Origin of the sequence: Aureimonas sp. AU20, assembly GCF_001442755.1 — a bacterium.
Taxonomy (GTDB): Bacteria; Pseudomonadota; Alphaproteobacteria; order Rhizobiales; family Rhizobiaceae; genus Aureimonas.
Genome location: NZ_CP006367.1, coordinates 589,705 through 610,280 on the forward strand (window position 1 = coordinate 589,705; position 20,576 = coordinate 610,280).

The 20,576-nt window shown below is 69.6% G+C and carries 19 protein-coding genes; 9 read left to right on the top strand and 10 right to left on the bottom strand.

What is annotated here, in order from left to right; translation table 11 throughout:
• Positions 1–108: 108 nt before the first annotated feature.
• The 6 genes from M673_RS02625 to M673_RS02650 all read left to right on the top strand — a co-directional run bounded on the left by M673_RS02625 (position 109) and on the right by M673_RS02650 (position 6,784).
• Complete coding sequence (locus M673_RS02625; protein ID WP_061973354.1) at positions 109–996, top strand: BadF/BadG/BcrA/BcrD ATPase family protein; 888 nt, start codon at positions 109–111, stop codon at positions 994–996.
• Between the two features lie 255 nt (positions 997–1,251).
• Entirely contained in the window at positions 1,252–2,364 is a 1,113-nt protein-coding gene (locus M673_RS02630) for an S-(hydroxymethyl)glutathione dehydrogenase/class III alcohol dehydrogenase (protein WP_061973355.1), read from the top strand.
• Positions 2,365–2,366: 2 nt separating this feature from the next.
• Positions 2,367–2,861, top strand: a complete 495-nt coding sequence (locus M673_RS02635) for a GNAT family N-acetyltransferase (protein WP_061973357.1) — start codon at positions 2,367–2,369, stop codon at positions 2,859–2,861.
• A gap of 26 nt (positions 2,862–2,887) precedes the next feature.
• A complete protein-coding gene (gene fghA / locus M673_RS02640) occupies positions 2,888–3,730 on the top strand; it encodes an S-formylglutathione hydrolase (protein ID WP_061973359.1) in 843 nt (280 codons plus the stop codon).
• Positions 3,731–3,827: 97 nt separating this feature from the next.
• Positions 3,828–5,261 carry an NADP-dependent phosphogluconate dehydrogenase gene (gene gndA / locus M673_RS02645; protein WP_061973360.1) on the top strand — a complete coding sequence of 478 codons (1,434 nt, stop codon included), beginning with the start codon at positions 3,828–3,830 and terminating at the stop codon, positions 5,259–5,261.
• A 227-nt stretch (positions 5,262–5,488) separates the two neighbouring features.
• Positions 5,489–6,784 carry a PQQ-dependent sugar dehydrogenase gene (locus M673_RS02650; RefSeq protein WP_061973361.1) on the top strand — a complete coding sequence of 432 codons (1,296 nt, stop codon included), beginning with the start codon at positions 5,489–5,491 and terminating at the stop codon, positions 6,782–6,784.
• 344 nt (positions 6,785–7,128) lie between these two features.
• Here the strand turns inward: M673_RS02650 and M673_RS02655 are convergent, their stop codons facing one another.
• The 8 genes from M673_RS02655 to M673_RS02690 form a co-directional block, all read right to left on the bottom strand.
• Entirely contained in the window at positions 7,129–7,968 is an 840-nt protein-coding gene (locus tag M673_RS02655; RefSeq protein WP_061973368.1) for an ABC transporter ATP-binding protein, read from the bottom strand.
• Between the two features lie 8 nt (positions 7,969–7,976).
• On the bottom strand, positions 7,977–9,995 hold the full coding sequence (gene fhuB / locus M673_RS02660) for a Fe(3+)-hydroxamate ABC transporter permease FhuB (protein WP_061973370.1): 2,019 nt from the start codon (positions 9,993–9,995) through the stop codon (positions 7,977–7,979).
• Positions 9,992–10,891 (bottom strand): ABC transporter substrate-binding protein, encoded by a 900-nt coding sequence (locus tag M673_RS02665; protein WP_061973371.1) that lies wholly within the window; start codon positions 10,889–10,891, stop codon positions 9,992–9,994. Before M673_RS02665 ends, fhuB begins: the two co-directional genes overlap by 4 nt.
• A gap of 513 nt (positions 10,892–11,404) precedes the next feature.
• Positions 11,405–11,593 (bottom strand): hypothetical protein, encoded by a 189-nt coding sequence (locus tag M673_RS02670; protein WP_061973373.1) that lies wholly within the window; start codon positions 11,591–11,593, stop codon positions 11,405–11,407.
• Between the two features lie 142 nt (positions 11,594–11,735).
• A complete protein-coding gene (locus M673_RS02675; RefSeq protein ID WP_061973375.1) occupies positions 11,736–13,730 on the bottom strand; it encodes a HAMP domain-containing methyl-accepting chemotaxis protein in 1,995 nt (664 codons plus the stop codon).
• Positions 13,731–13,994: 264 nt separating this feature from the next.
• Positions 13,995–15,059 (bottom strand): HlyD family secretion protein, encoded by a 1,065-nt coding sequence (locus M673_RS02680; protein ID WP_061973376.1) that lies wholly within the window; start codon positions 15,057–15,059, stop codon positions 13,995–13,997.
• Between the two features lie 21 nt (positions 15,060–15,080).
• The gene (locus M673_RS02685) at positions 15,081–16,670 is read right to left on the bottom strand and encodes an MFS transporter (RefSeq protein WP_061977607.1); all 1,590 of its coding nucleotides are present in this window, start codon (positions 16,668–16,670) and stop codon (positions 15,081–15,083) included.
• A gap of 130 nt (positions 16,671–16,800) precedes the next feature.
• Positions 16,801–17,253, bottom strand: coding sequence for a MarR family winged helix-turn-helix transcriptional regulator (locus M673_RS02690; protein ID WP_061973378.1), 453 nt, complete (start codon positions 17,251–17,253; stop codon positions 16,801–16,803).
• Between the two features lie 132 nt (positions 17,254–17,385).
• Here M673_RS02690 and M673_RS02695 point away from each other — a divergent pair, with 132 nt between their 5' ends.
• Positions 17,386–17,682, top strand: a complete 297-nt coding sequence (locus M673_RS02695) for a SelT/SelW/SelH family protein (protein ID WP_061973379.1) — start codon at positions 17,386–17,388, stop codon at positions 17,680–17,682.
• A gap of 100 nt (positions 17,683–17,782) precedes the next feature.
• Here the strand turns inward: M673_RS02695 and M673_RS02700 are convergent, their stop codons facing one another.
• Together M673_RS02700 and M673_RS02705 are read right to left on the bottom strand one after the other, a co-directional pair.
• Positions 17,783–18,217 carry a DUF1236 domain-containing protein gene (locus M673_RS02700; RefSeq protein ID WP_061973381.1) on the bottom strand — a complete coding sequence of 145 codons (435 nt, stop codon included), beginning with the start codon at positions 18,215–18,217 and terminating at the stop codon, positions 17,783–17,785.
• 220 nt (positions 18,218–18,437) lie between these two features.
• Positions 18,438–18,794 carry a DUF427 domain-containing protein gene (locus tag M673_RS02705; protein ID WP_061973383.1) on the bottom strand — a complete coding sequence of 119 codons (357 nt, stop codon included), beginning with the start codon at positions 18,792–18,794 and terminating at the stop codon, positions 18,438–18,440.
• Positions 18,795–18,949: 155 nt separating this feature from the next.
• Here M673_RS02705 and M673_RS02710 point away from each other — a divergent pair, with 155 nt between their 5' ends.
• A complete protein-coding gene (locus M673_RS02710) occupies positions 18,950–19,522 on the top strand; it encodes a sigma-70 family RNA polymerase sigma factor (RefSeq protein WP_061973384.1) in 573 nt (190 codons plus the stop codon).
• A complete protein-coding gene (locus M673_RS02715) occupies positions 19,519–20,244 on the top strand; it encodes an anti-sigma factor (protein ID WP_061973386.1) in 726 nt (241 codons plus the stop codon). The genes M673_RS02710 and M673_RS02715 overlap by 4 nt, the downstream gene beginning before the upstream one ends.
• Positions 20,245–20,576: the final 332 nt, after the last annotated feature.

Genomic DNA, 20,576 nt, shown 5'->3' on the forward strand with positions numbered 1-20,576 from the left:
GGGAAACTAAGAGACGATCGGTCCGGCCGGCGTTCGCGATTTCACGCCTCCCCCTCTCGCCACCCGGCCGGGCGCCGCGCATGATCGCCCCTGATTCGGGAGAACGGCATGAGCACCTTGTTTCTGGGCATCGACGCGGGCGGCACCAGTTGCCGCGCGCGGCTGATCGATGAAAGCGGCATCGTGTTCGGCGAGGGTGCGGCCGGGCCGGCCTCGGCGCGCCTGGGCGTGGAAGCGGTGTTCGACGCGATGATGGGGGCGGCGCGCGAGGCGTGGCGCGCGGCCGAGCTTGGCCCCTTCGCCTTCGCCCGGGTGCGCGCGGCCGCCGGAATAGCCGGCTATCGCCGCGAGGGCATCGCGGCTGACTTCACGGTTCGCCCCCATCCGTTCGAAAGCCTGCAACTGACCGACGACGGCACGATCGCGTGTCTCGGCGCCCATGGCGGCGCGGAAGGCGGCGTGGTGATCGCCGGCACGGGCTCCATCGCCTACGGGCTGCGCACGGGGCACGCGCTGCGCTTCGGCGGCTACGGCTTTCCCGCCTCGGACGAGGGTTCGGGTGCGCGGCTGGGCCTTGCCGCCATGGAGGCGGCGTTCCAGGCGATCGACGGGCGCGCCGTGCCGACGCCGCTGACCGAGGCGCTGATCGAGCGCTTCGGCGGCCGGGCGGCGGCGATGACGCATTGGTGCGACGGGGCGACGCCGACCGACTACGCCGCGCTGGCGCCGCTCGTCACGCTCCATGCCGAGCGGGGCGACCGGATCGCCCAGCTTCTGATGGAAGGGGCGGGCGACGCGCTGGCCGCGCTCGCCGCCGCGCTGGAAGCGGCGGGCTGCCCGCGCATCGCGCTGATCGGCGGCCTTGCCGGCGCGGTGCAGCCCTACCTGCCGCAGGCGCTGGCCAAGCGCCTGTCCGAGCCGCTGGGCGACGCGTTGGACGGCGCGCTGGCGCTGGCCGGACTGCCGCTGACGCTCGCCGCGACGGATGCGCGATAGGGGTTAGCCTTACCGCCCCGCTTTTGTCTACGCGGTCCCGCTTCGGCGTCTGAGCCGCGATTCGGCGACGCGCGTCGCCAGCCCGTCCCCGTGTTCGAGCGGTCCCGCCAGAGTCCCGATGTCGGCAAATTTGTCGAACAGGCACCGATGCTTGTCGCTCCCATGGTGGCGCGACCCGCCATGCTTCGTGTATCGAGGGCCGATTGCAAACGCCGCGTCGCTCGGGCGTGGCCTCGGGATGGGGATGCGAAGACGATGAAATCACGTGCCGCCGTGGCTTGGGAAGCCGGCAAGCCGCTCACCATCGAGACCGTCGACATTCGCGGGCCGCAGCCGGGCGAGGTCCTGGTCGAGATCATGGCGACCGGCGTCTGCCACACCGACGCCTACACGCTGTCGGGTCTCGATTCGGAAGGCAAGTTCCCCGCCATTCTCGGCCACGAGGGCGCCGGCATCGTGCGCGAAGTGGGCGCGGGCGTCACCTCGGTGAAGCCGGGCGACCATGTGATTCCGCTCTACACGCCGGAATGCCGCAATTGTAAGAGCTGCCTGTCGCAGCGCACGAACCTGTGCACCGCGATCCGCTCCACGCAGGGCCAAGGCCTGATGCCGGACGGCACGAGCCGTTTCCGCTGCGACGAGTCGACCGTGTTCCACTACATGGGCTGCTCGACCTTCTCGAACTTCACCGTCCTGCCCGAGATCGCGGTCGCCAAGGTGCGCGAGGACGCGCCCTTCGACAAGATCTGCTACATCGGCTGCGGCGTCACCACCGGCATCGGCGCGGTGCTCTACACCGCCAAGGTCTGGCCAGGCGCCAATGTCGTCGTGTTCGGCTTGGGCGGCATCGGCCTCAACGTGATCCAGGGCGCCCGCATGGTCGGCGCCGACAAGATCATCGGCGTCGATCTCAACCCCGGCAAGGTCGAGATGGCCCGCAAGTTCGGCATGACCGACTTCATCAACCCGGCCGAGGTCGGCCGCGACAAGGTCGTGCAGGCGATCCTCGATCTCACCGGCGGCGGCGCCGACTTCTCCTTCGATGCGACCGGCAACACCGAGGTCATGCGCCAGGCTCTGGAATGCTGCCATCGCGGCTGGGGCGAATCGATCATCATCGGCGTGGCGGAGGCGGGCAAGGAAATCTCCACCCGTCCGTTCCAACTCGTCACCGGCCGCGTCTGGAAGGGCACGGCTTTCGGCGGCGCGCGGGGGCGCACCGACGTTCCCAAGATCGTCGACTGGTACATGGAGGGGAAGATCAACATCGACGATCTCATCACCCACACCATGCCGCTGGACGAGATCAACACCGCCTTCGACCTCATGCACGAGGGCAAGTCGATCCGCTCGGTGGTTGTCTACTGAGGATGAAGCCCGGCGAATGGCGCTGGCGGCGGTTCGACGCGCTTCACGTGCGCGAACTGCACGATCTGTTGAAGCTGCGCTGCGACGTGTTCGTGGTGGAGCAGGCCTGCGCCTTTGCCGAGATCGACGGGCGGGACCCGGACGCGCTGTATCTCCTCCGCCTGGAGGAGGGCGGCGCGCTCGCAGGGTGCCTGCGCCTTTTCGCGCCTGACGAGTCGAAGGGGGGCGAGGCGGAGGGGAATGCCGCCCGCATCGGGCGCATCGCCACCGCGCCGGCCCATCGCGGCACGGGCCTCGGTCATCTCATGATGGCCGAGGCCCTTCGCTTGTGCGCCGAGCGCTGGCCGGAAGTCGACATTCTCCTCTCGGCGCAAAGCCATCTTCAATCCTTTTATGGCAAGCACGGCTTCCAGCCCGTGTCGGAGCCCTATCTCGAAGACGACATTCCCCATATCGATATGCGACGCCGCGCGGGCGCCGCCGCAGCGCTTTCCTGATTGCCGTCTCGCAAGGACCATTGACCATGCCGCTCGATATCGTATCCACCGCGAAGGCCCATGGCGGCACGCAGGGGGTCTATGTCCACCATTCGCGGTCGACCGACACGGCCATGAAGTTCGCCGTGTTCACCCCGCCGCAGGCGAGCGAAGGGCGCGTTCCCGTGCTCTGGTTCCTGTCGGGCCTCACCTGCACGCACCAGAACGCCATGGACAAGGGCGAGTATCGCCGGCTCGCCGCCGAGCTCGGGCTGATGATCGTCCTGCCCGACACCAGCCCGCGCGGCCCGAACGTGCCGGACGAGACGGACAATTGGCAGTTCGGCTCGGGCGCCGGCTTCTATCTCGACGCGACGCGCGCGCCCTATGCCGAGAACTACCGGATGTACAGCTACGTCACGGACGAGCTGCCGAGCTATCTCGCGACGCATTTCCCCGCCGACATGAAGCGCCAGGGCATTTTCGGCCATTCCATGGGCGGCCACGGCGCCTTCACGATCGCGCTGCGCAACCCCGAGACCTATCGCTCGGCCTCGGCCTTCGCGCCGATCGTGCAGCCGACCACGGCGGACTGGTCGAAACCGGCCTTCGACAAATATCTCGGCGTCGGCGCCAAGTCGCAGCGCGACTACGACACGGTGGCGCTGATCGAGGACGGCAAGCGCTTTCCCGAGTTCTATGTCGACCAGGGCACGGCCGACAGCTTCCTGGAAACGGGGCTTCGCCCGCAGCTCCTGGCAAAGGCCTGCGAGCGCGTCGGCATCAAGCTGACCCTCAACATGCGCGAGGGCTACGACCATTCCTACAATTTCATCTCGACCTTCATGGACGATCACCTGCGCTATCACGCCGAGCGCCTGAAGGCCTGAACCGGACACAGTCGAGAAGGCGGCGGGGCGACCCGGCGCCTTTTTCACGAGGCGACACCGCCGCCGGGAGGGGGCGGCCCAAAAGGGGATAAGGACGATGAGCGAGCAGACCCGAGCCGATCTCGGCGTGCTGGGCATGGGCACGATGGGCGCCAATCTGGCGCTGAACTTCGCCGACAACGGCCGCTTCACCGTGGCGCTCGGCAACCGCACGGTCGAGAAGGCCTATGGCGTGCGCGACAACAACCCGGAGCTGGCCGAGCGCCTCGTGCCGACGGACTCGATCGAGCATTTCGTCGGGGTGCTCAAGAGCCCGCGCGTCGTGGTGCTGATGGTCAACGCGGGCAAGCCGGTGGACGACCAGATCGCTCTCGTCCTGCCCCATCTTGCCCCCGGCGACATCCTGATCGACGCCGGCAATGCCGACTTCAACGACACGGTGCGCCGCGAGCGCGAGATCAAGGGCACCGGCATCCACTTCGTCGGCATGGGCGTGTCGGGCGGCGAGGAAGGAGCGCGCCACGGCCCCTCCATCATGGTGGGCGGCGACCGCGCCGTGTGGGAGCGCCTGAAGCCGCTGCTCGAGCCGATCTCGGCCAAGTTCGGCGGCGCGCCTTGCGTCGACTGGCTGGGCACGGACGGCGCCGGCCACTTCGTCAAGACCATCCACAACGGCATCGAATATGCCGACATGCAGATGATCGCCGAGATCTACGGCATCCTGCGCGACGGCGTCGGCCTTTCGGCCGGCGAAATGTCGGACATCTTCGCCGACTGGAACACGCGCGGCCTCCAGTCCTACCTCATCGAGATCACCGCCGTGACCCTTCGCGAGAAGGACCCGGAGACCGGCAAGGCGCTGGTGGACGTGATCGTCGACGAGGCCGGCCAGAAGGGCACCGGGCGCTGGTCGGTGATCGAGGCGCAGAAGCTCGGCGTCGGCGCGACCACGCTGGAAGCGGCCGTCTCTGCGCGCGGCATCTCCTCGCGCCGGGCCGAGCGCGGCGACGCGGCCAAGCTCTTCGGCACGCTCGACACGGCACGCGCCGAGTTCCACACCGACCACGAGGGCCTCGCCGAGCTGGAAGCGGCGCTGGAAACGGCCAAGATCATCGCCTATGCGCAGGGCTACGCCGTGATGGCGGATGCCAGCCGCGAGTTCGGCTGGAACCTGCCGCTCGGCGAGATCGCGCGCATCTGGCGGGCCGGCTGCATCATCCGTTCGCGCTTCCTGGACGACATCACGCAGGCCTACGAGAGCGGCGGGGCGGTGGTGAACCTCCTGCAGGCGCCGAGCTTCGCCGACCGCGTGCGCCAGGGCCAGGCGAGCCTTCGGCGCGTGGTGGCCAAGGCGGCGCTGGCCGGCTTGCCGGTGCCGGCGCTTTCGGCGGCGCTCGCCTATTTCGACGACTACCGCCGGGCGCGGGGCACGACCAACCTCACCCAGGCGCAGCGCGACCTGTTCGGCGCCCACACGTTCCACCGCCTCGATCAGGACGGCACGTTCCACCACAAGTGGCCGCAGGTCTGAGCCGGAACCCTTCGACGAAGAGAGACAGGGCTCGCGCAGGCGGGCCCTTTTTCGTTCGGGAAGGGAGCCTTTCGCAAGAGGGATGGATCGTGCGTGCGCGGCTTGATCGCGCGAACACGATCGAATCACTTCGCCGGGAACGGCGTTGCTCCGTGGGGAGGGGACGCCAATTGCCGAGGCAAGGCGGCCGGCGTGCCGCATCCCTCCTTTCGCGAGACCTCTGCCCGATGCGCACGACATCCCGAACCCTCGCCCTTCTTCTCGCCTCGACGCTGCTCGGCGCCTCGCCCGCCTTGGCGCAGGCGCAAGGCACCGAGGCCGACCGCCTTTCGCATGTCGACGGCAACCTGCCGGACGCCGGCAACGCGCCCGGCAAACCGGCCGAGACCGCCGAGGCCAACGCGCCCTCGCAGAAGCCTGCCTTCGAGGGGCAGACGCGCGCGCCCCAGCCTGCCGAGCTTGCCAAAGTCGAGACCACGGTTCTGGCCGACGGCCTGCCGCATCTCTGGGCCATGGAGTTTCTTCCCGACGGCCGAATGCTCGTCACCGCCAAGAAGGGCGCGATGATGGTTCTGTCGGCGGACGGCAAGACGCGCACCGAGGTTTCGGGTGTGCCGAAGGTGGAAGCCGGCGGCCAGGGCGGGCTTCTCGACGTCGCGCTGTCGCCCGGCTTCGCCGAGGACGGGATGATCTACTTCACCTTTTCCGAGCCGCGCGAGGGCGGCGGAAACGGCACCTCGCTCGGCAGCGCGAAGCTGGTGATGGACGGCGACGCGGCCAAGCTGGAAGGCATGAAGGTCGTCTACCAGCAGATCCCCGCCTATGACGGCAACAAGCATTTCGGCTCGCGCATCGTCTTCGCGCCGGACGGCAAGATCCTGCTCGGCGTCGGCGAGCGCTCCGACACGCCGATCCGCGATCAGGCACAGGATTTGAATTCCGGCCTCGGCAAGGTCTTCCGCATCAGTGCCGACGGGTCGATCCCCGAGGACAATCCGTTCCTCGCCCGGGAGAACGCGCAGGATGCGATCTGGAGCTACGGCCACCGCAACATCCAGTCCGCCGCGCTGGATGGCGAGGGCCGGCTTTGGGTGGTGGAGCACGGCGCGCGCGGCGGCGACGAGCTGAACCGCCCGGAGGCCGGCAAGAACTACGGCTGGCCGGTCATCACCTATGGCGTGGACTATGGCGGCAACCCGATCGGCGAGGGCAAGACGGCGGGCGAGGGCATGGAGCAGCCGGCCTATTACTGGGACCCGGTGATCGGCCCCTCCGGCATGGCCTTCTACCAGGGCGACGAGTTCCCGGCCTGGAAGGGCGCCTTCCTGATCGGCGGCCTCGTCACGCAGGGGCTCGTCGTCGTTCATGTCGACGGCGACCGGGTGAAGAGCGAGGAGCGCGTGCCGCTCGAAGCGCGCATCCGCGACGTGAAGGTCGGCCCCGACGGCGCGGTCTATGCCGTGACCGAGCGCCGCGAGGGCGAGGGCTCCTCGACCATCGTGCGAGTTGCCGCGGCGGACTGAGCCCGCTCACGACAGGACGATGAAAGGGGTCGGCCCGCGAGGACCGGCCCCTTTCTGCATCGGCGTAGGTCCGGCGGGATCGGATGCCGGCAGATGGCCGCCCTGCGCCTGTTCCGGCCGAGTCGGCCGAAGGCGCACCGTGCCCGCCCGGCCCGGGCGGGCTTCGGGAAGGGCGGACGAAGCTTGGGGCGGGAAGGCGGATGGACCGTCGCCCGCGGATAGGAAGCACGGCCGGGAGTGATCGCGACGGGGCAGTAAGCGAGAATGTCCAGGGCGAAGACCGGCGCCGGCCGGCCCGGCCGGTGAGCGCCCGGCGATGACCGACCCAGCGGCCCGGGTCCACCTCAGAGCGGGAAGGCCATCGGATCGCCCGAGCCGGGATGGGCGATCACCGCCATGTCGAGTCCGTAGATGCGGCGCAGCGGCTCGGCGGCGACCACCTCGCCCGGCGTTCCGCGCGCGACGACCCGACCGCCCTTCAGGGCCAGGATCTCGTCGCAGAAGCGGGCGGCCATGTTGACCTCGTGCAGCACGGCGATGACGCCGACGCCGCGCTCGTGACTGAGCCGGCGAACCAAGTCCAGAATCTCGATCTGATGCGCGATGTCGAGCGCCGAGATCGGCTCGTCCAGAAGCAGGCATTCCGCATCCTGCGCCACCAGCATGGCGAGCCAGACGCGCTGGCGCTCGCCGCCCGACAGTGCGTCCACCGCCCGGTCGCCCATCGCCTCCGTGTCGGTCAGCGCCAGCGCCTCGGCCACCTTCTGCCGGTCCGTCTCGCGGAAGCGGCCGAACGGCCCGTGCCAGGGATAGCGACCGAGCGCCACCAGCTCGCGCACCGTCATGCCGGGCGCGGCGGGCGTGGACTGCGGGAGATAGGCCACCGCGCGGGCGAAGTCGCGCGAGCCCCAGGTCTTGAGATTGCGTCCGCCGAAGGCGAGATGCCCGGCGCTGGGCACTTCCTGCCGCGCCAGGAGCTTCAGGAGCGTCGACTTGCCCGAGCCGTTGTGGCCGACGAGGCCGACGACCCGCCCCGCCGGTAGATCGAGCGTGATGTCCTCCAAGAGGCGGCGCCCCGGCACGTCGAAGGCGACGCCCTGGAGCGAGAAGCCGGCGCCGGCCCCGGCTCGGGTCTGTCTCTCATTTCTCTGGCTGTCCGGGGTCGGGGTGAGCGTGTCGAGCATGGCGGACCTCAGGCGGAGCGGCGGTTGAGAAGCAGCATCAGGGCCGGCGCGCCGATCAGCGCGGCGACGATGCCGGTCGGCATCTGCCAGGGATAGGCGAGGGTGCGGCCGAGCCAGTCGGCCGCGACAAGCAGGAGGGCACCGGCGAGCGCCGAGGCGAGAAGCGCCGGCGCGGCGCGGTGGAAGCCGAGCATCCGCGCGGCATGGGGCGCCATCAGGCCGACAAAGGTGAGGGGGCCGACGATGGGCGTCGCGGCCGCCGCCAGCGCCGCGGCGAGCAGAAACAGGAACAGCCGGGCACGGCCGAGCGGCAGGCCGAGCGAGGCCGCGCTGGGGGGCCCGAGCGGCAGGAGGGCCAGCGGGCGCGCGGCAAGGAGCGCCAGAAGCGTGAACAGGACCGCCCCGCCCGCTGCGCTCAAGGCCGCTGCGGCGCTGAGGCCGCTGGTCGAGCCCGCCATCCAGGCAAAGAGCATGAGCGCGCGCGGATCGCCCGTCGCCGACAGGACGCCCACCACCGCGTCGAGCAGGGCGTTCAGCGCGATGCCGGCCAGTAGCACGCGCTCGGGCTGGAAGCCGGAGCGGCGGCCGAGCGCCAGGATGGCGCCGATCACGGCCAGGCTCCCCAGCGTCGCCATGAGGCCGACCAGCGAGGCATGGGGCGTTGCGGCGATGAAGAGCGAGAGCGCGGCGGCGAAGGCCGCCCCGGCGCTGACGCCGAGCACTTCGGGGCTCGCCATCTCGTTGCCGGTGAGGCGCTGAAGAATGAAGCCGGCAAGGCCCAGCATCACGCCCGCGCTGGCCGCGCCGAGGACGCGCGGCCAACGCCAGGGCAGGATTTCCGAAAATTCGGCGGGCGCCAGCCAGGCCCAGGCGCCGGTCAGCGCGTCGCGCCCCAAGCACAACGCCAAGGCCGCCAGCCCCAGGCCGACGCCGAGGACGAGGGCGGCGCGCAGCGCGGGCGACATCGGCGGCCCGCCGGCCATGGGCGCAGCAGTGAGCGGCGGCCGCTCGGCGCGCGGCAGGCGCGGCAGAAGTAGGAGCAGGAGCGGCGAGCCGAGAAGCGCGGTGACGGCGCCGGTCGGCAGGAAGGCTTCCGAGGCGCCGGCCAGAAGCTGCACGCCGCAGTCGGCAAGGAGCAGAAGCAGCGCGCCGATGAGGGCCGCGCCGCCCAGCCGCCCACCGAAGCCCCGCGCGCCGGCAAGCCGCGACAGAATGGGCGCGACGAGGCCGATAAAGCCGACGACGCCCACCGCGCTCACCACGAAGCCGGCGATCAGGACGGCGAGAAACACCGCCATCGCGCGCAGTTTGCCGGCATTCAGACCCCGCGCGCGGGCGCTGGCATCGTCGAGATCGAGCAGCGAGAGCGGGCGCACGATGAGCAGCACGAGCGGCAGGAGCAGGACGAGGCGAAGGGCGAGCTGGAGCGCAGGGTCCCAGCTTTGCTGGCTTAGCGAGCCCGCGCCCCAGATGAAGAGCGAGGCGAGATAGCGCTCGTTGAGCAGCGTCAGAAGAGCCGAAAGCGCGCCGGCATAAAGGCCGACCACGAGGCCGGCGAGGATCAGCGTGACGGCGGCGAAGCCGCGCTTGCGCACCAGGGCGAAAACCAGAAGCGTCGACAGCCCGGCGCCGCCCAGCGCCACGAGATCGCGCCCGAAGCCCAGAAGCCCCGGCGCCCAGAGGGTTGCCACCGCCAGCGCCAGCCGCCCGCCCGCGTCGATGCCGAGCGTGGTGGGCGAGGCCAGCGGATTGCGCAGCGCCTGCTGCAGCAGCGCGCCGGAAGCGCCGAGCGCCGCCCCGCACAGGAGCGCCATCGCGGCGCGCGGCAGCGTGGCGTAGAGAAGCACCATGCGTGCGGGGTCGTAGCCCGCCGCGCTCAGCCCGCCCTGCCAGAGGGCGACGAGCGGCGGCCCCAGCAGCGTGGCGGCGGCAAGCGCCGTCGCCAGCGCCAGCGGCAGCAGGATCGCCAGCGCACCTAGCCCGCCGCGCGATCCGCTGGCGGGCGCAGCGGAGTGGGTGGCGCTCATGCCGATCCCCCTTCGGGAAGCTTGTCCAGGAGGCGGGCGAAGCGCAGGGCCGAGGGAAGGGTTCCGAACATCAGCGAGGCCGGCATGGTGGCGACGCGGCGCTCGCTCACGAAGGGCAGATGCGTCCAAAGGGGCGAGCGCGCCAGCGCCGGCCAGATGTCGGCGGCGACCGGCTCGATCACGACGCATTCGGCCTCGCCCGCCTTCACCAGCTCCTCCACGCCCACCGTCGCGAAGCCCCAGCTGTTGACCTCGCCCTCCCAGGCGTTCTCCAGGCCGAGCCGGGTCAGGACATTGCCGTAGAGCCCCTTGCGCCCGTAGACGCGCACATGGCGCGGGTCGAGAAAGGACAGGAAGAGAAGCGGGCACGTGTGGCGCGGGCGAAGCCGCGCGCCGAGCGTCTCCAACTCGGCGTCGAAGCTTGCGATGGCGGCTTCGGCCTCGCTCTCGCGGCCGGTGATGCGGCCGAGCGCGCGCGTCACCTCCACCGAGCGCGGCACGGGCTCGAACCCGTCGGCGCTGCCATGGATGGTCAGCCGCTCCACCGGCGCGATGCGCTGCAGCGTCGGCTCGGCCATGGCGACATAGTCGGTGGTCAGGATCAGGTCGGGCTTCAACGCGGCGAGCCGTTCGAAATTGGGCTCCACCGAGGCGCCGAGATCGGCCGTGCCGGGCGGCAGGGCGGGCTCCACCACCCAGATCTTCCAGTCCTCCGCCGACATGACGGCGATCGGCGGCAGGCCGATCAGGATCAGCGCCTCGGCCAGCCCGTAGTCGATCACCGCGATGCGCGTGGGATAGGTCTTTGCGAAGGCCGGTCCCCGCCAGAGCGCCGCGCTCGCCACGCCGAGGCCCAAGCGCCCCAGGGCGCGGCGCGAAAGCTCGTTGCGGCTCATGCGCGATATCCTGATTAGAAAAATCAGGTTTCTCCTAGCCGCACCCGCCCGCCCGTTCAAGGGGCGGCGGCGAGGGCGGGTAGGAGCGGAGGTTACATGCGGGACTGTCGGGGAATTTGGGACAGAACCCGCGGACGGAGAAGGGGCGCGGGATTTTCGCTGGGGCAAGGAGCGAAGCGTGAGGGATGCGAGGGCGCATGGCTCGGCCTTCGCCGCGAGGCGAGCGGATGAAAGACTGGCGGGCTGACCACGGCAGGTTTCATCCCAGGTTCCAGGAGCACCCAACAAGAACCTCGTGGGGTCGGCTGGTCGGGTCTTTCCACCGTGGACTTCGTCGCGGAGGCTTGGCCCTACCCCCTCGCATCCCTTGCGCTTCGTTCGCTGACGAGGAACGGGAAAAGCCTCGGCATCCTCTGCCCGAAGATTTTGTCATGCGCTCGAAAATAAAGGGAGCGAAGCGGCGACCACTTTGCTCCCTCCGAGAAATGCTTGAGGACAGGCGGTGCCCGTGCCTCAGGCGCTGAGGCGGCGGAAGCCGTCCGCCTCTTCGCGAGGCGCCGCGCCACTGGCCTTGCCTGAGAGCCGGGCCTTGGGCGCCGCCGCGCCGCCAGGGAGCACACGCGGAACGGTGCCGAGCCGCGCCTGTTCGCCTTGCCCGCCCTCCGCCGTTTCCTGACGGAAGAAGGCCGAGCGCTCGTCCAAGCCGACCCTGCGATGTCTCGTCGGGCACTACGGGGGACCTGAGTCCGACAGGTTTTGCCCGGGTTCAAAAGCAAAGGGAGCGAAGCGGTTTGCCGCTTCGCTCCCCCGAAGACATGCTTTGAGGACAGGCGGCGCCCCTGCCTTAGGCGCTGAGGCGGTGAAAGCCGTCCGCGTCTTCGCGAGGTGCCGCGCCGCCGGCCTTGCCGGAGTGCCGCGCCTCGGGCGCCGCGCCGCCGGGGAGCACGCGCAGAACGGTGCCGGACCGGGCCTGTTCAGTCTCGTCGCCTTCCGCCGTTTCCAGACGGAAGAAGGCCGAGCGCTCGTCCAACTGGCGCGATTCGGCCAGAAGCTGCTCGGCGGTGCCGCTCATCTCATGGGCCGCCCCGGCATTCTGCTGCGTGACCTGCTCCAGCTGCTGGATCGCCTGGTTGATCTGCTGCGCGCCCAGATGCTGCTCCTGGCAGGCGACCGAAATCTCGCCCACCAGCTCGGCCGTCTTGTGGATGCCCGGCACGAGCTCGCCCAGCCTCTGCCCGGCTTCCTGCGAGACCGACAGCGTGGCGCTGGACAATTGGCCGATCTCGCCCGCCACATGCCCGGCCCGCTCGGCGAGCTTGCGCACCTCGGACGCGACCACCGCGAAGCCCTTGCCGTGCGATCCCGCGCGCGCCGCCTCGATCGCGGCGTTGAGGGCGAGAAGGTCGGTCTGCCGGGCGATCTCCTCGACCTGCGTGATCTTCTGGGCGATCTCGCGCATGGCCTCGACGGAGTCGGCCACCGCCTTGCGGCTGCGCTCGGCGTTGGTGCTGGCCTCGGTCGCCACGGTCTCGGTCTCGCGAATGTTGTCGGCGGTCTGGCGGATATTGGCGACCATCTCCTCCATCGCGGCCGAGGCCTGCTCGGTGGCGGCGGCCTGCTCCGACGCGCCTTGGCTCAGGAGCTCGGCGGCCTGGGAAGACTGGCGCGAGCCGGATGCCACCTCGGTGGAGGATTGGCGCATGCCGGTCACGATCTCGCGCAGCTTGCGCGTCATCTCGTTCATCGTGTGCTGGAGATCGCCGATCTCGTCGCGGCTGCGGATCTCGACGGTCTGCGACAGGTCGCCTTCACCGATCAGCCGCGCGAAGGCGACGGAGCGCGACAGTGCCCTCGAGATCGAGAAGGCGATCCACAGGGCGGCGGCCGCCCCGATCAGGATCGCGCCGCCGATCAGCGCCAGAAGCGTGGAGCGCATCGCATCGTAGCGTCCGTTCGCCTCCTCGACATAGTGCCCGGTGAGGCGAAGCGCGCTGTCCACACGGGCGTTGACGAGGTCGGACACGATCTTGGCCTTGGGAATCACCGTGCCGTTCAGATAGTCGAGCGTCGCCTCGCTCTCGTCCTTCAAAGCCTTGTCCATCTCCCCGCGCTGCGCGGCGAACAGCGCCGACCAGCCGTCCGCCAGGGGCGAGAGCTCGGAGGGCGACAAGGCCGGGTTCGCCGCCAGCGAAGCGAGGGCGGCGCGGAACTCCCCGTCGGCGGCGTTCAGCGCGTCGTTGGCGCGCGCGCGGGTCGCGGGTTCGTCCAGGCCGAAGGCTGATATCACGGCAAGCCGCGCGTCGGAGGAGGCCTCGGCCAGGCGCGCCGGAGCGGCACTGTCGGGAAGGCGGGCCGCCAGCGCGCCGATTCGCGCGGCCAGCGCATCCGCCATGGGCGCGGTCTGCGTGATCGCCGTCTCGATCGGATTCTTGTCGCTCGCCACCACCATGGCGAGCCCTTTGCCGGCCGTTTCGCGATAGGTCTCGATCGCCGGTGTCAGTTCGGCCGCTTCGCCTTTCCGGTCGGCGGGCAAGGCGGTGAGATAGCGGGCGAGATCCGCGTCGATGCCTTGCCAGGTCCGCTCGTAGTCCTGGAGCATGGCGGCCTGCTTCTTCTCGTCGGGATAGACGAGCATGGCCAGGATCAGCCGGCGCGTGGCCATGACCTTGGTTTCCAGGGCCTGGATGTTGTGAAGCTGTTCGACGGGCTGGGCCGCGAAGGTCGCCATGCTCTCGTTGCTCTTGGCAAGGCTCGTGACGCCGCAATAGCCGGCGGCCCCCAGGAGAAGCAGGACGCTTCCAAAGGAAAGGAGAAGTTTCGTCTTGATGGTGACTTGCATGGAACTGCCTGCCTCATGGCCGAGGCGTGACCTGACGTCGGGCGTTCGTCACCTCCCTTGCCCGCCTCATGTCCCGCCTGCATCGTGTGGACGAATGTCGGCGGTGGCCCTTCCCCTCAATAGCCGAAGGGAAAGCCCAAGCATGCGACCCGCCTTGGCGAGAGGAGATAAGGTTAGGCGATTAAAGAATGTCGGAGCGAATCGCGACAATGCGGGGGAAGCCGGTTTTTGCCGGCTTTGCCCCCGATTCCGTGTCCCCGATTTTCAGCGCGCCGCCACGGCTGCCGCATCGGGCGCCGACGCCGTGTCCACCAGCACGACGACCGAGAGGCCGGGCGCGAGGTCTGCCATATGCGGCTGGCCGGGGTCGATGCGGATGCGCACGGGCACGCGCTGGGCGACCTTGGTGAAGTTGCCGGTGGCGTTGTCGGGGCGCAGCACGGAAAATTCCGAGCCGGTGGCCGGGGCGAAGCGCTCGATATGCCCGGTCATCTCCAGGCCGCCGAACGCGTCCACCAGAAAGCGGACGGGCTGACCGACCTGCATTCCGGCGAGCTGGGTTTCCTTGAAGTTGGCGACCACCCAGGCGACGTCTGGCACGAGGCTGGTGAGCTGCGTGCCCGCCTGCACATACTGGCCAAGCTTGACGCCGACCTCGCCGAGATGGCCCGCCTTGGGGGCGAGGATGCGCGTGTTGGCAAGATCGATCTCGGCGAGATTGACCGCAGCTTCCGCGTTGTCCACCGCCGCTTCCAGCGTCTGACGATTGACGATCACGGTCTGCAGGTCCTGGCGCGAGACCTCGAGCTGCGCCTTGGCCTGGTCGAGCGCGGCAGAGGCCTGGTTGTTCTGGCGCGTGGCGACGTCGAGATCGCTGCCCGGCACGTAGCCCTGGCGCGCCAGCGGCTGGATGCGGGCGAGATTGGCGGCGGCGGTCTCGAAGGCGGATTCGGCGCTCTTCACCGCCGCTTCGTTGGCGGCGATCTTGGCGACGCTGGAGCGGCGCTGCTGCTGGGAATTGGCGAGCGCCGCCTTCTGGCCGGCGAGACTGGCCCGCGCCTGCGCCACGCGCTGGGCGAAGATGCGGTCGTCGATCCGGGCGATCAGCTGCCCTTCCGCGACGCTCTCGTAATCCTGCACCGCGACCTCGGCGACGATGCCGGCGAGCTGCGGCGCGATCGTCGTCACCTGACCTCGGACATAGGCGTCGTTGGTTCGCTCGACGCTGCTGGCGAAGGGCGGCAGGCGCCAGGCGTAGAGCGCGAGCAGAACGCCGGCGGCGCCGACGAACAGGGCGACATAGGTGCCGAGTGAGCGGAAGATGCGCATGGACACGAACCGGAGCGTTGGTCAGCCTTCGGCCGGCGCGGGCGCGATGCGGGCGCGCAGCCGGTCGAAGGCGAGGTGAAGAAGAAGGAAGCCGAGGCCCACGGCGGCCAGAACCGCCGTCAGCAGGAATGCGTCGTTATAGGCCAGGATATTGGCTTCGCGCGTCGCCTGGGTGCCGAGCAGCACCAGCCCTTCGGCCTGACGAAGCGCGGGGTCGGCAAGCGTCGAGCGATAGCTGTTGCCGAGGGCGGCGATGCGCGCGGCCACGATCGGATCGGCCAGGGTGATGTTTTCCACGATCTGGTTCGAGTGGAACTTCTCGCGGATGGTGACGAAGGTGCGGAACAGGGCCGCGCCAATGGCGCCGCCGGTCGCCTGCGTGGTCAGGAAGATGATGAGGAAGGAGAGGATGTAGTTCATCCCCTTCTTCATCGCCGAGGCGAAACCCTGCGCCATGGCGGGGGGCAGGAACAGGACACCCGCCGCCGAGATGAGGCCTTGGCTCAGATACATCTGCTCGGGCCGCGTCAGCGAGGTCGCCTGCGAATCCATCAAGGCGCCCGTCATCAGGAACAGAAGCGCCACGATATGAATATACGGCGCGCGACCGGGCTTGAGGATCGAGGCGCAGACAAGACCCGCCGTGACGCCCGAGGCCAGCATCACGAGATAGAGCACCACCATCTGCTCGTTGCGCAGGCCCAGCACCTGGAAGAAGCCCGACGCGCCGCTGGTCTGCTCCGACAGGAGCAGCCGGAACAGGAGAAGCACGCCGGCAAAGTGCAGGATTTCCTTGGAGGTGATCCAGCGGATGTCGATCAGCGGATTGGTGCGGTTCAGCTCGATCACGGCGGCCACCGTCAGGCTGGCGAAGCCCCCGGCCAGCGTCCAGCCGATCCAGGGCGCCTCCAGCCACCAATCGAAGGGGCCGAGCGTGACCGCGACGGCGATGGAGCCGAGGCCCAGCGCGATGAAGACGTAGGACACGAGATCGAGCCGCTCGATCACCGGCGTCTTGGGCGGCGAGTTCAGCGGCAGGAGGCGGATGGCGCAGAAGCTCATCAGCGCGAGCGCCGTTTCCAGCATGAAGAGCCCGTTCCAGTCGTCGATGTCGAGCAGGCCCGGCGAGATGAGGCGCGCCAGGGTGGGCGCGATGGCGGTGTTGGTGAGGGCCAGACTCATGCCGATCGAGAGCTTCTTCTCGGGCGGAAAGCTCTCCAGCATGTAGAGAAAGGCGAGCGAGGACATGGGCGAGGCCGCCGCGCCCGCGAAGAAGCGCACCACCAGCGCCGACTGGAGATCGTCCACGAAGAGATGCAGCAGCGTCACCGTGACGAAGCCGGCGATCGCCCATTCGGCAAAATTTCGCAGGCCGAACTGCGCGCGCATCTTGGTGAGAAGCAGCGTCAGGCTGACATTGGGCGCGAGGTAGGCCGCGCTCAGCCAGACCGTCTCGTTCACGGTGGCGCCGAGCGGGCCTTGAAGCTGGTAGAGATTGGCGGTGATGAGGTTGAGCCCCAGCCCCTGCGTCGCCGCGATCAGCGTCGAGGCCAGGATGTAGAGCGCCGCCATCTGCGGGGTCTTGCGCACATAGGGCGCGGGGGCGGGCATGGGCGCGCCGCGCCGGCGCGGCGCGGGCTGGGCGGGCTCGCCGTCGGGGCGCACATCCTGCGGCGCCGGACCGCCGATCGAGGCGGTGGCCTTTTCGACGGGCTCGGCCGGGGCGGTGCCGCGCACGGTTTCATCCAGCATGGGCGCGATCCCGGTCGATGGCTTCGGAAACGAGGGCGAGCACCCGAAGCGTATCCTCGGCCTCGGTGGCCGGCACGCCGGCCAGCACGGCATCGCACAGCTCCTGCGCGATGCCGGCGACGATCGCGGCGGTCTTCTGGCCGTGCTCGGTCAACTCGACGCGCTTGACGCGCCGGTCCCCCTCGACGGGGAGCCGGCGCAGGAGCCCCAGCGCCTCCATCCCGTCGAGAAGCCGAACCACGGTCGGCCCTTCCAGCTCCAGATCCTCGGCCAGCTCGCGCTGCGTCATGGTCTGCCGGCTGAGCGCGGCCAGCGCCCGGGCGCGGGGGTAGGTCAGGCCGCGCGCGACCACCCGTGCGTTGAAGCGCGTGCGTAGCTTGCGCGCCGTCTTCATCAGCGTTTCGGCAAAGGCGGCTTTGAGAGCGGGGTCGGCCTCGGTCATACAAACAATATGGATAGGGTGCTTCTAGTGAGCAATGTATCAAAGCATGCATTCGGTGAACGCACCGTTGACGCGATGCCACACGGCTCGGCAAAACACCCCAGCCGATCCGCCGTTCGAAGGATGCCTGCCATGTCCGACGCCCCTTCCCCTGCCGCCGCTCCCCGCATTTCGATCCGCTATTGCACGCAGTGCCAATGGCTTCTGCGCTCGGCCTGGCTGGCGCAGGAGCTTCTGTCGACCTTCGGGCCGGACCTCGGCGAGGTCGCGCTCGTGCCGGGCACGGGCGGCGTCTTCGAGATCCGCTACGAGGACGAGGTGATCTGGGAGCGCAAGGCCGAGGGCGGCTTTCCCGAGGCCAAGGTTCTCAAGCAGCGGGTGCGTGATCGCCTCGACCCCGAGCGCAGCCTCGGCCACAGCGACCGCTAACGGCCAAGGGAGCGGAACGAGTGCGGGCCGCGCCCTTCGCAAGCGAAGGAGGCGGCCCGTGTTTTATGCCGCGCTCAGACGGCACGTCGGGTTCGAGCGCTTAGCGCTCGACATAGGTGACGACGCGGCGATCGGCCTTGGAGACGATCACCGGCCGGTCCTTGTTGTAGAAATAGACATAGTCCGGGTTGGACGGGACGGGGGTCAGTACCACGGTGTCGGGCACGACATAGCCGTTCTTGACCTCGCCCTCGACCACGACCGGATTGACCGGGTTGGCCACGACATATTGCTGCACGTCGTCAGGGGCCGAGGCCGCGCCGCCGATCACCGTGCCGGCCACGCCGCCGACCACGGCGCCCACCGGTCCGCCGACCAGTGCGCCGGCCACGGCACCGGCGCCCGTTCCGGCCAAGGTACCGGCTGCGCGTTCACCATTGCTCTTGGGTTCGGTCGTGGTGACGACCGTGGTCTGGGCCAGGGCCGGGCCGGCCAGAAGCGCGAGCGCGGCGGAAGCGAGAATGATCTTGCGCATGTTATGTCGTCCTTGAAACGTCCCTCGCGGCAACAAACAAGCGACCGGCCTTTGCGTTCCCGCGCTGGCTTCGCCATTCGCGCTGCACTGCGACAAATCGTCTCCCGGTGTTCGCGAGAAAAATCGGTCTGTCGATCTCGTCGCGCCAAGCCCCTCTCGCGGACGGCACGCGGCGGGCAGTCCCTCGCGGAACCTCCACCGCCACTATAGGAGCGGACCTTCAGCGATCCTCGGCCACCGCGATGCGCACCTTGTCGGGATAGAAGGCGAGATGGCCGGCGATGGCGCGGGCCGCCTCCTTGGGCTGGTCGTAGCTCCACACGGCGTTCTCGGCGCCGTAGCCTTCGGCCGAGATCGACCAGTAGCGCGCCTCGCCCTTGTAGGGGCAGGTCGTGCGCTTGTCGCTTTCCTGGAGAAAGGCCATCTCGGCATGGTCGCGCGGGATGTAGTAGACGGGCTCGTGCCCGGCCTCGATCAGCTTCAGAGCGTCCTTGGTGGAGGCGATCACCGCGTCGTGGAACAGGACCTGGACGGCGCGCGGTTCGCGCTCGATGCGGATGCGGTCGGTGGCGGACATGGTTGGTTCTCCCTTGAGCGGGCGCCTCTTCGAACGGGGGCGGCCCTTGCCGAGACAAGCCGGCTCGGGGCACCCCGGTTCCCACAGGTTGCACCCGGCGGTTGACAAGCCGGCGCCGGGCCTGTTCCCGTGCGCGCGCCGCCGGGAGGAGACGGATGCCGCCACGAACGAGCCCGAACACGCCGCGCGACCATCTCGCCCGCCGCCTCCTTGCCGTGGCGGAGGGGGACCGGGCCGCGCTGCGCGACGTCTACGACCTCACGGCCGCGAAGCTTTTCGGCATCTGCCTGCGTATCTTGAGCGACAGGGTGGAAGCCGAGGACGTGTTGCAGGAGGTCTATCTTACGGTCTGGAACAGGGCGGGGCGGTTCGAGCCGGAACGGGCGAGCCCAATCACCTGGCTCGCCACGATCGCCCGCAACCGCGCCATCGACCGCCTGCGGGCGCTCGGCCCCGCTCGGGCGGGGCGAAGCGGGCTGGAGGCGGCGGACGAGGTGGCCGACGACACGCCCGACGCGCTGGCGCGGCTGGAAGCCTCGGACGAGACGGCGCGCCTGCGCGCCTGCCTCGAGCAGTTGGAAGAGCGCACGCGCGGCGCCATTCTCGGCGCCTTCTTCGGCGGGCGCACCTATGACGATCTGGCTTGCCAGGCGGGGATTCCGCTCGGCACGATGAAGAGCACGATCAGGCGTGGCCTGATCCGTTTGAAAGGATGCCTCAGCGAATGAGTGGCATTGCCGATCCCGAAGGCGAGGGCTGGCTGGCGGCGGACTACGCGCTGGGCGTCCTGCCGCAGCGCGAGCGCCTCCTGGCCGAGCGGCGCGCCCGGCAGGACCCCGGTTTCGCCGCCGAGATCGGCGAGTGGGAAGCGCGCCTCGCGCCGCTGGCCGAGGCCGTGCGCCCGGAATCGCCGCCCGCCAGCCTCTGGGCAGCAATCGAGCGCGAACTGCCCAAGCCAAGGCCTGCCGCCGCCTCGCCGGCGCTGGATGTCGGCCGACGCGTGTCGGCGGTCTGGCGCTGGCTGGCGCTCGGCTCCACCGGCCTTCTCGCCGCGAGCCTCGCCTCGGTCGTGGTGCTGGTCTCCAATCCCGCCGCCCCGCCGGCGCCCGCCATGATGGCCTCCGTCTCCACCTCAGACGGTGCGGCGCTGCTCACCGCCGTTCTCGATCCGGTGGGCGGCCATGCCATGCTCATGCCCGGCGCCATGCCCATGCCGGAAGGGCGCGTGCCCGAACTCTGGATCATTCCCGAAGGCGGCGTGCCGATCTCGCTCGGCCTTCTCGACCCCGCCCGCCCCTTGCGCATCGCGCTGCGCCGGCCCGGCATGGCGGAGGACATGATGAAGCCCGGCGGGGCCATGCTCGCCATCTCGGCCGAGCCGGTGGGCGGCTCGCCCACGGGCCAGCCGACTGGCCCGGTGCTCGGCACCGGCGCGCTGCGCTCGATCTGAGGGACGGCTCGGCAACTCGGTCGGGCCGGGGTTTTGGCGACGCCGCTCTACGGCGAGCCGTGCCGCGCGACGAAGACAAAGCTGCACCAGCACTGCGGGGATTCGCTCATCCGTATGGGCCGCCTCCAATCCTCGCCAACTCGCCATCCAAGCTGGTCGCTGGGCCTATCGGGCCATCGTCCGGCAGGTTTGCTCGCTGCGTTGTCGAACAGTCTCTGAGGCCACCTTGCAAGGCCATGGGGTAGGCTAACCGGGTCCTTTCGCCGTCGACTATGCCGCGAATGCTTGCCCCAGCCGTCCGCATCGCCTGCGCACCGATCCGCGTCCCAAAA

Coding starts and splice junctions, on each gene's coding strand:
- M673_RS02625 (WP_061973354.1), top strand. CDS start 109: ATGAGCACCTTGTTTCTGGGCATCGACGCGGGCGGCACCAGTTGCCGC.
- M673_RS02630 (WP_061973355.1), top strand. CDS start 1,252: ATGAAATCACGTGCCGCCGTGGCTTGGGAAGCCGGCAAGCCGCTCACC.
- M673_RS02635 (WP_061973357.1), top strand. CDS start 2,367: ATGAAGCCCGGCGAATGGCGCTGGCGGCGGTTCGACGCGCTTCACGTG.
- fghA (WP_061973359.1), top strand. CDS start 2,888: ATGCCGCTCGATATCGTATCCACCGCGAAGGCCCATGGCGGCACGCAG.
- gndA (WP_061973360.1), top strand. CDS start 3,828: ATGAGCGAGCAGACCCGAGCCGATCTCGGCGTGCTGGGCATGGGCACG.
- M673_RS02650 (WP_061973361.1), top strand. CDS start 5,489: ATGCGCACGACATCCCGAACCCTCGCCCTTCTTCTCGCCTCGACGCTG.
- M673_RS02655 (WP_061973368.1), bottom strand. CDS start 7,968: ATGCTCGACACGCTCACCCCGACCCCGGACAGCCAGAGAAATGAGAGA.
- fhuB (WP_061973370.1), bottom strand. CDS start 9,995: ATGAGCGCCACCCACTCCGCTGCGCCCGCCAGCGGATCGCGCGGCGGG.
- M673_RS02665 (WP_061973371.1), bottom strand. CDS start 10,891: ATGAGCCGCAACGAGCTTTCGCGCCGCGCCCTGGGGCGCTTGGGCCTC.
- M673_RS02675 (WP_061973375.1), bottom strand. CDS start 13,730: ATGCAAGTCACCATCAAGACGAAACTTCTCCTTTCCTTTGGAAGCGTC.
- M673_RS02680 (WP_061973376.1), bottom strand. CDS start 15,059: ATGCGCATCTTCCGCTCACTCGGCACCTATGTCGCCCTGTTCGTCGGC.
- M673_RS02685 (WP_061977607.1), bottom strand. CDS start 16,670: ATGCCCGCCCCCGCGCCCTATGTGCGCAAGACCCCGCAGATGGCGGCG.
- M673_RS02690 (WP_061973378.1), bottom strand. CDS start 17,253: ATGACCGAGGCCGACCCCGCTCTCAAAGCCGCCTTTGCCGAAACGCTG.
- M673_RS02695 (WP_061973379.1), top strand. CDS start 17,386: ATGTCCGACGCCCCTTCCCCTGCCGCCGCTCCCCGCATTTCGATCCGC.
- M673_RS02700 (WP_061973381.1), bottom strand. CDS start 18,217: ATGCGCAAGATCATTCTCGCTTCCGCCGCGCTCGCGCTTCTGGCCGGC.
- M673_RS02705 (WP_061973383.1), bottom strand. CDS start 18,794: ATGTCCGCCACCGACCGCATCCGCATCGAGCGCGAACCGCGCGCCGTC.
- M673_RS02710 (WP_061973384.1), top strand. CDS start 18,950: ATGCCGCCACGAACGAGCCCGAACACGCCGCGCGACCATCTCGCCCGC.
- M673_RS02715 (WP_061973386.1), top strand. CDS start 19,519: ATGAGTGGCATTGCCGATCCCGAAGGCGAGGGCTGGCTGGCGGCGGAC.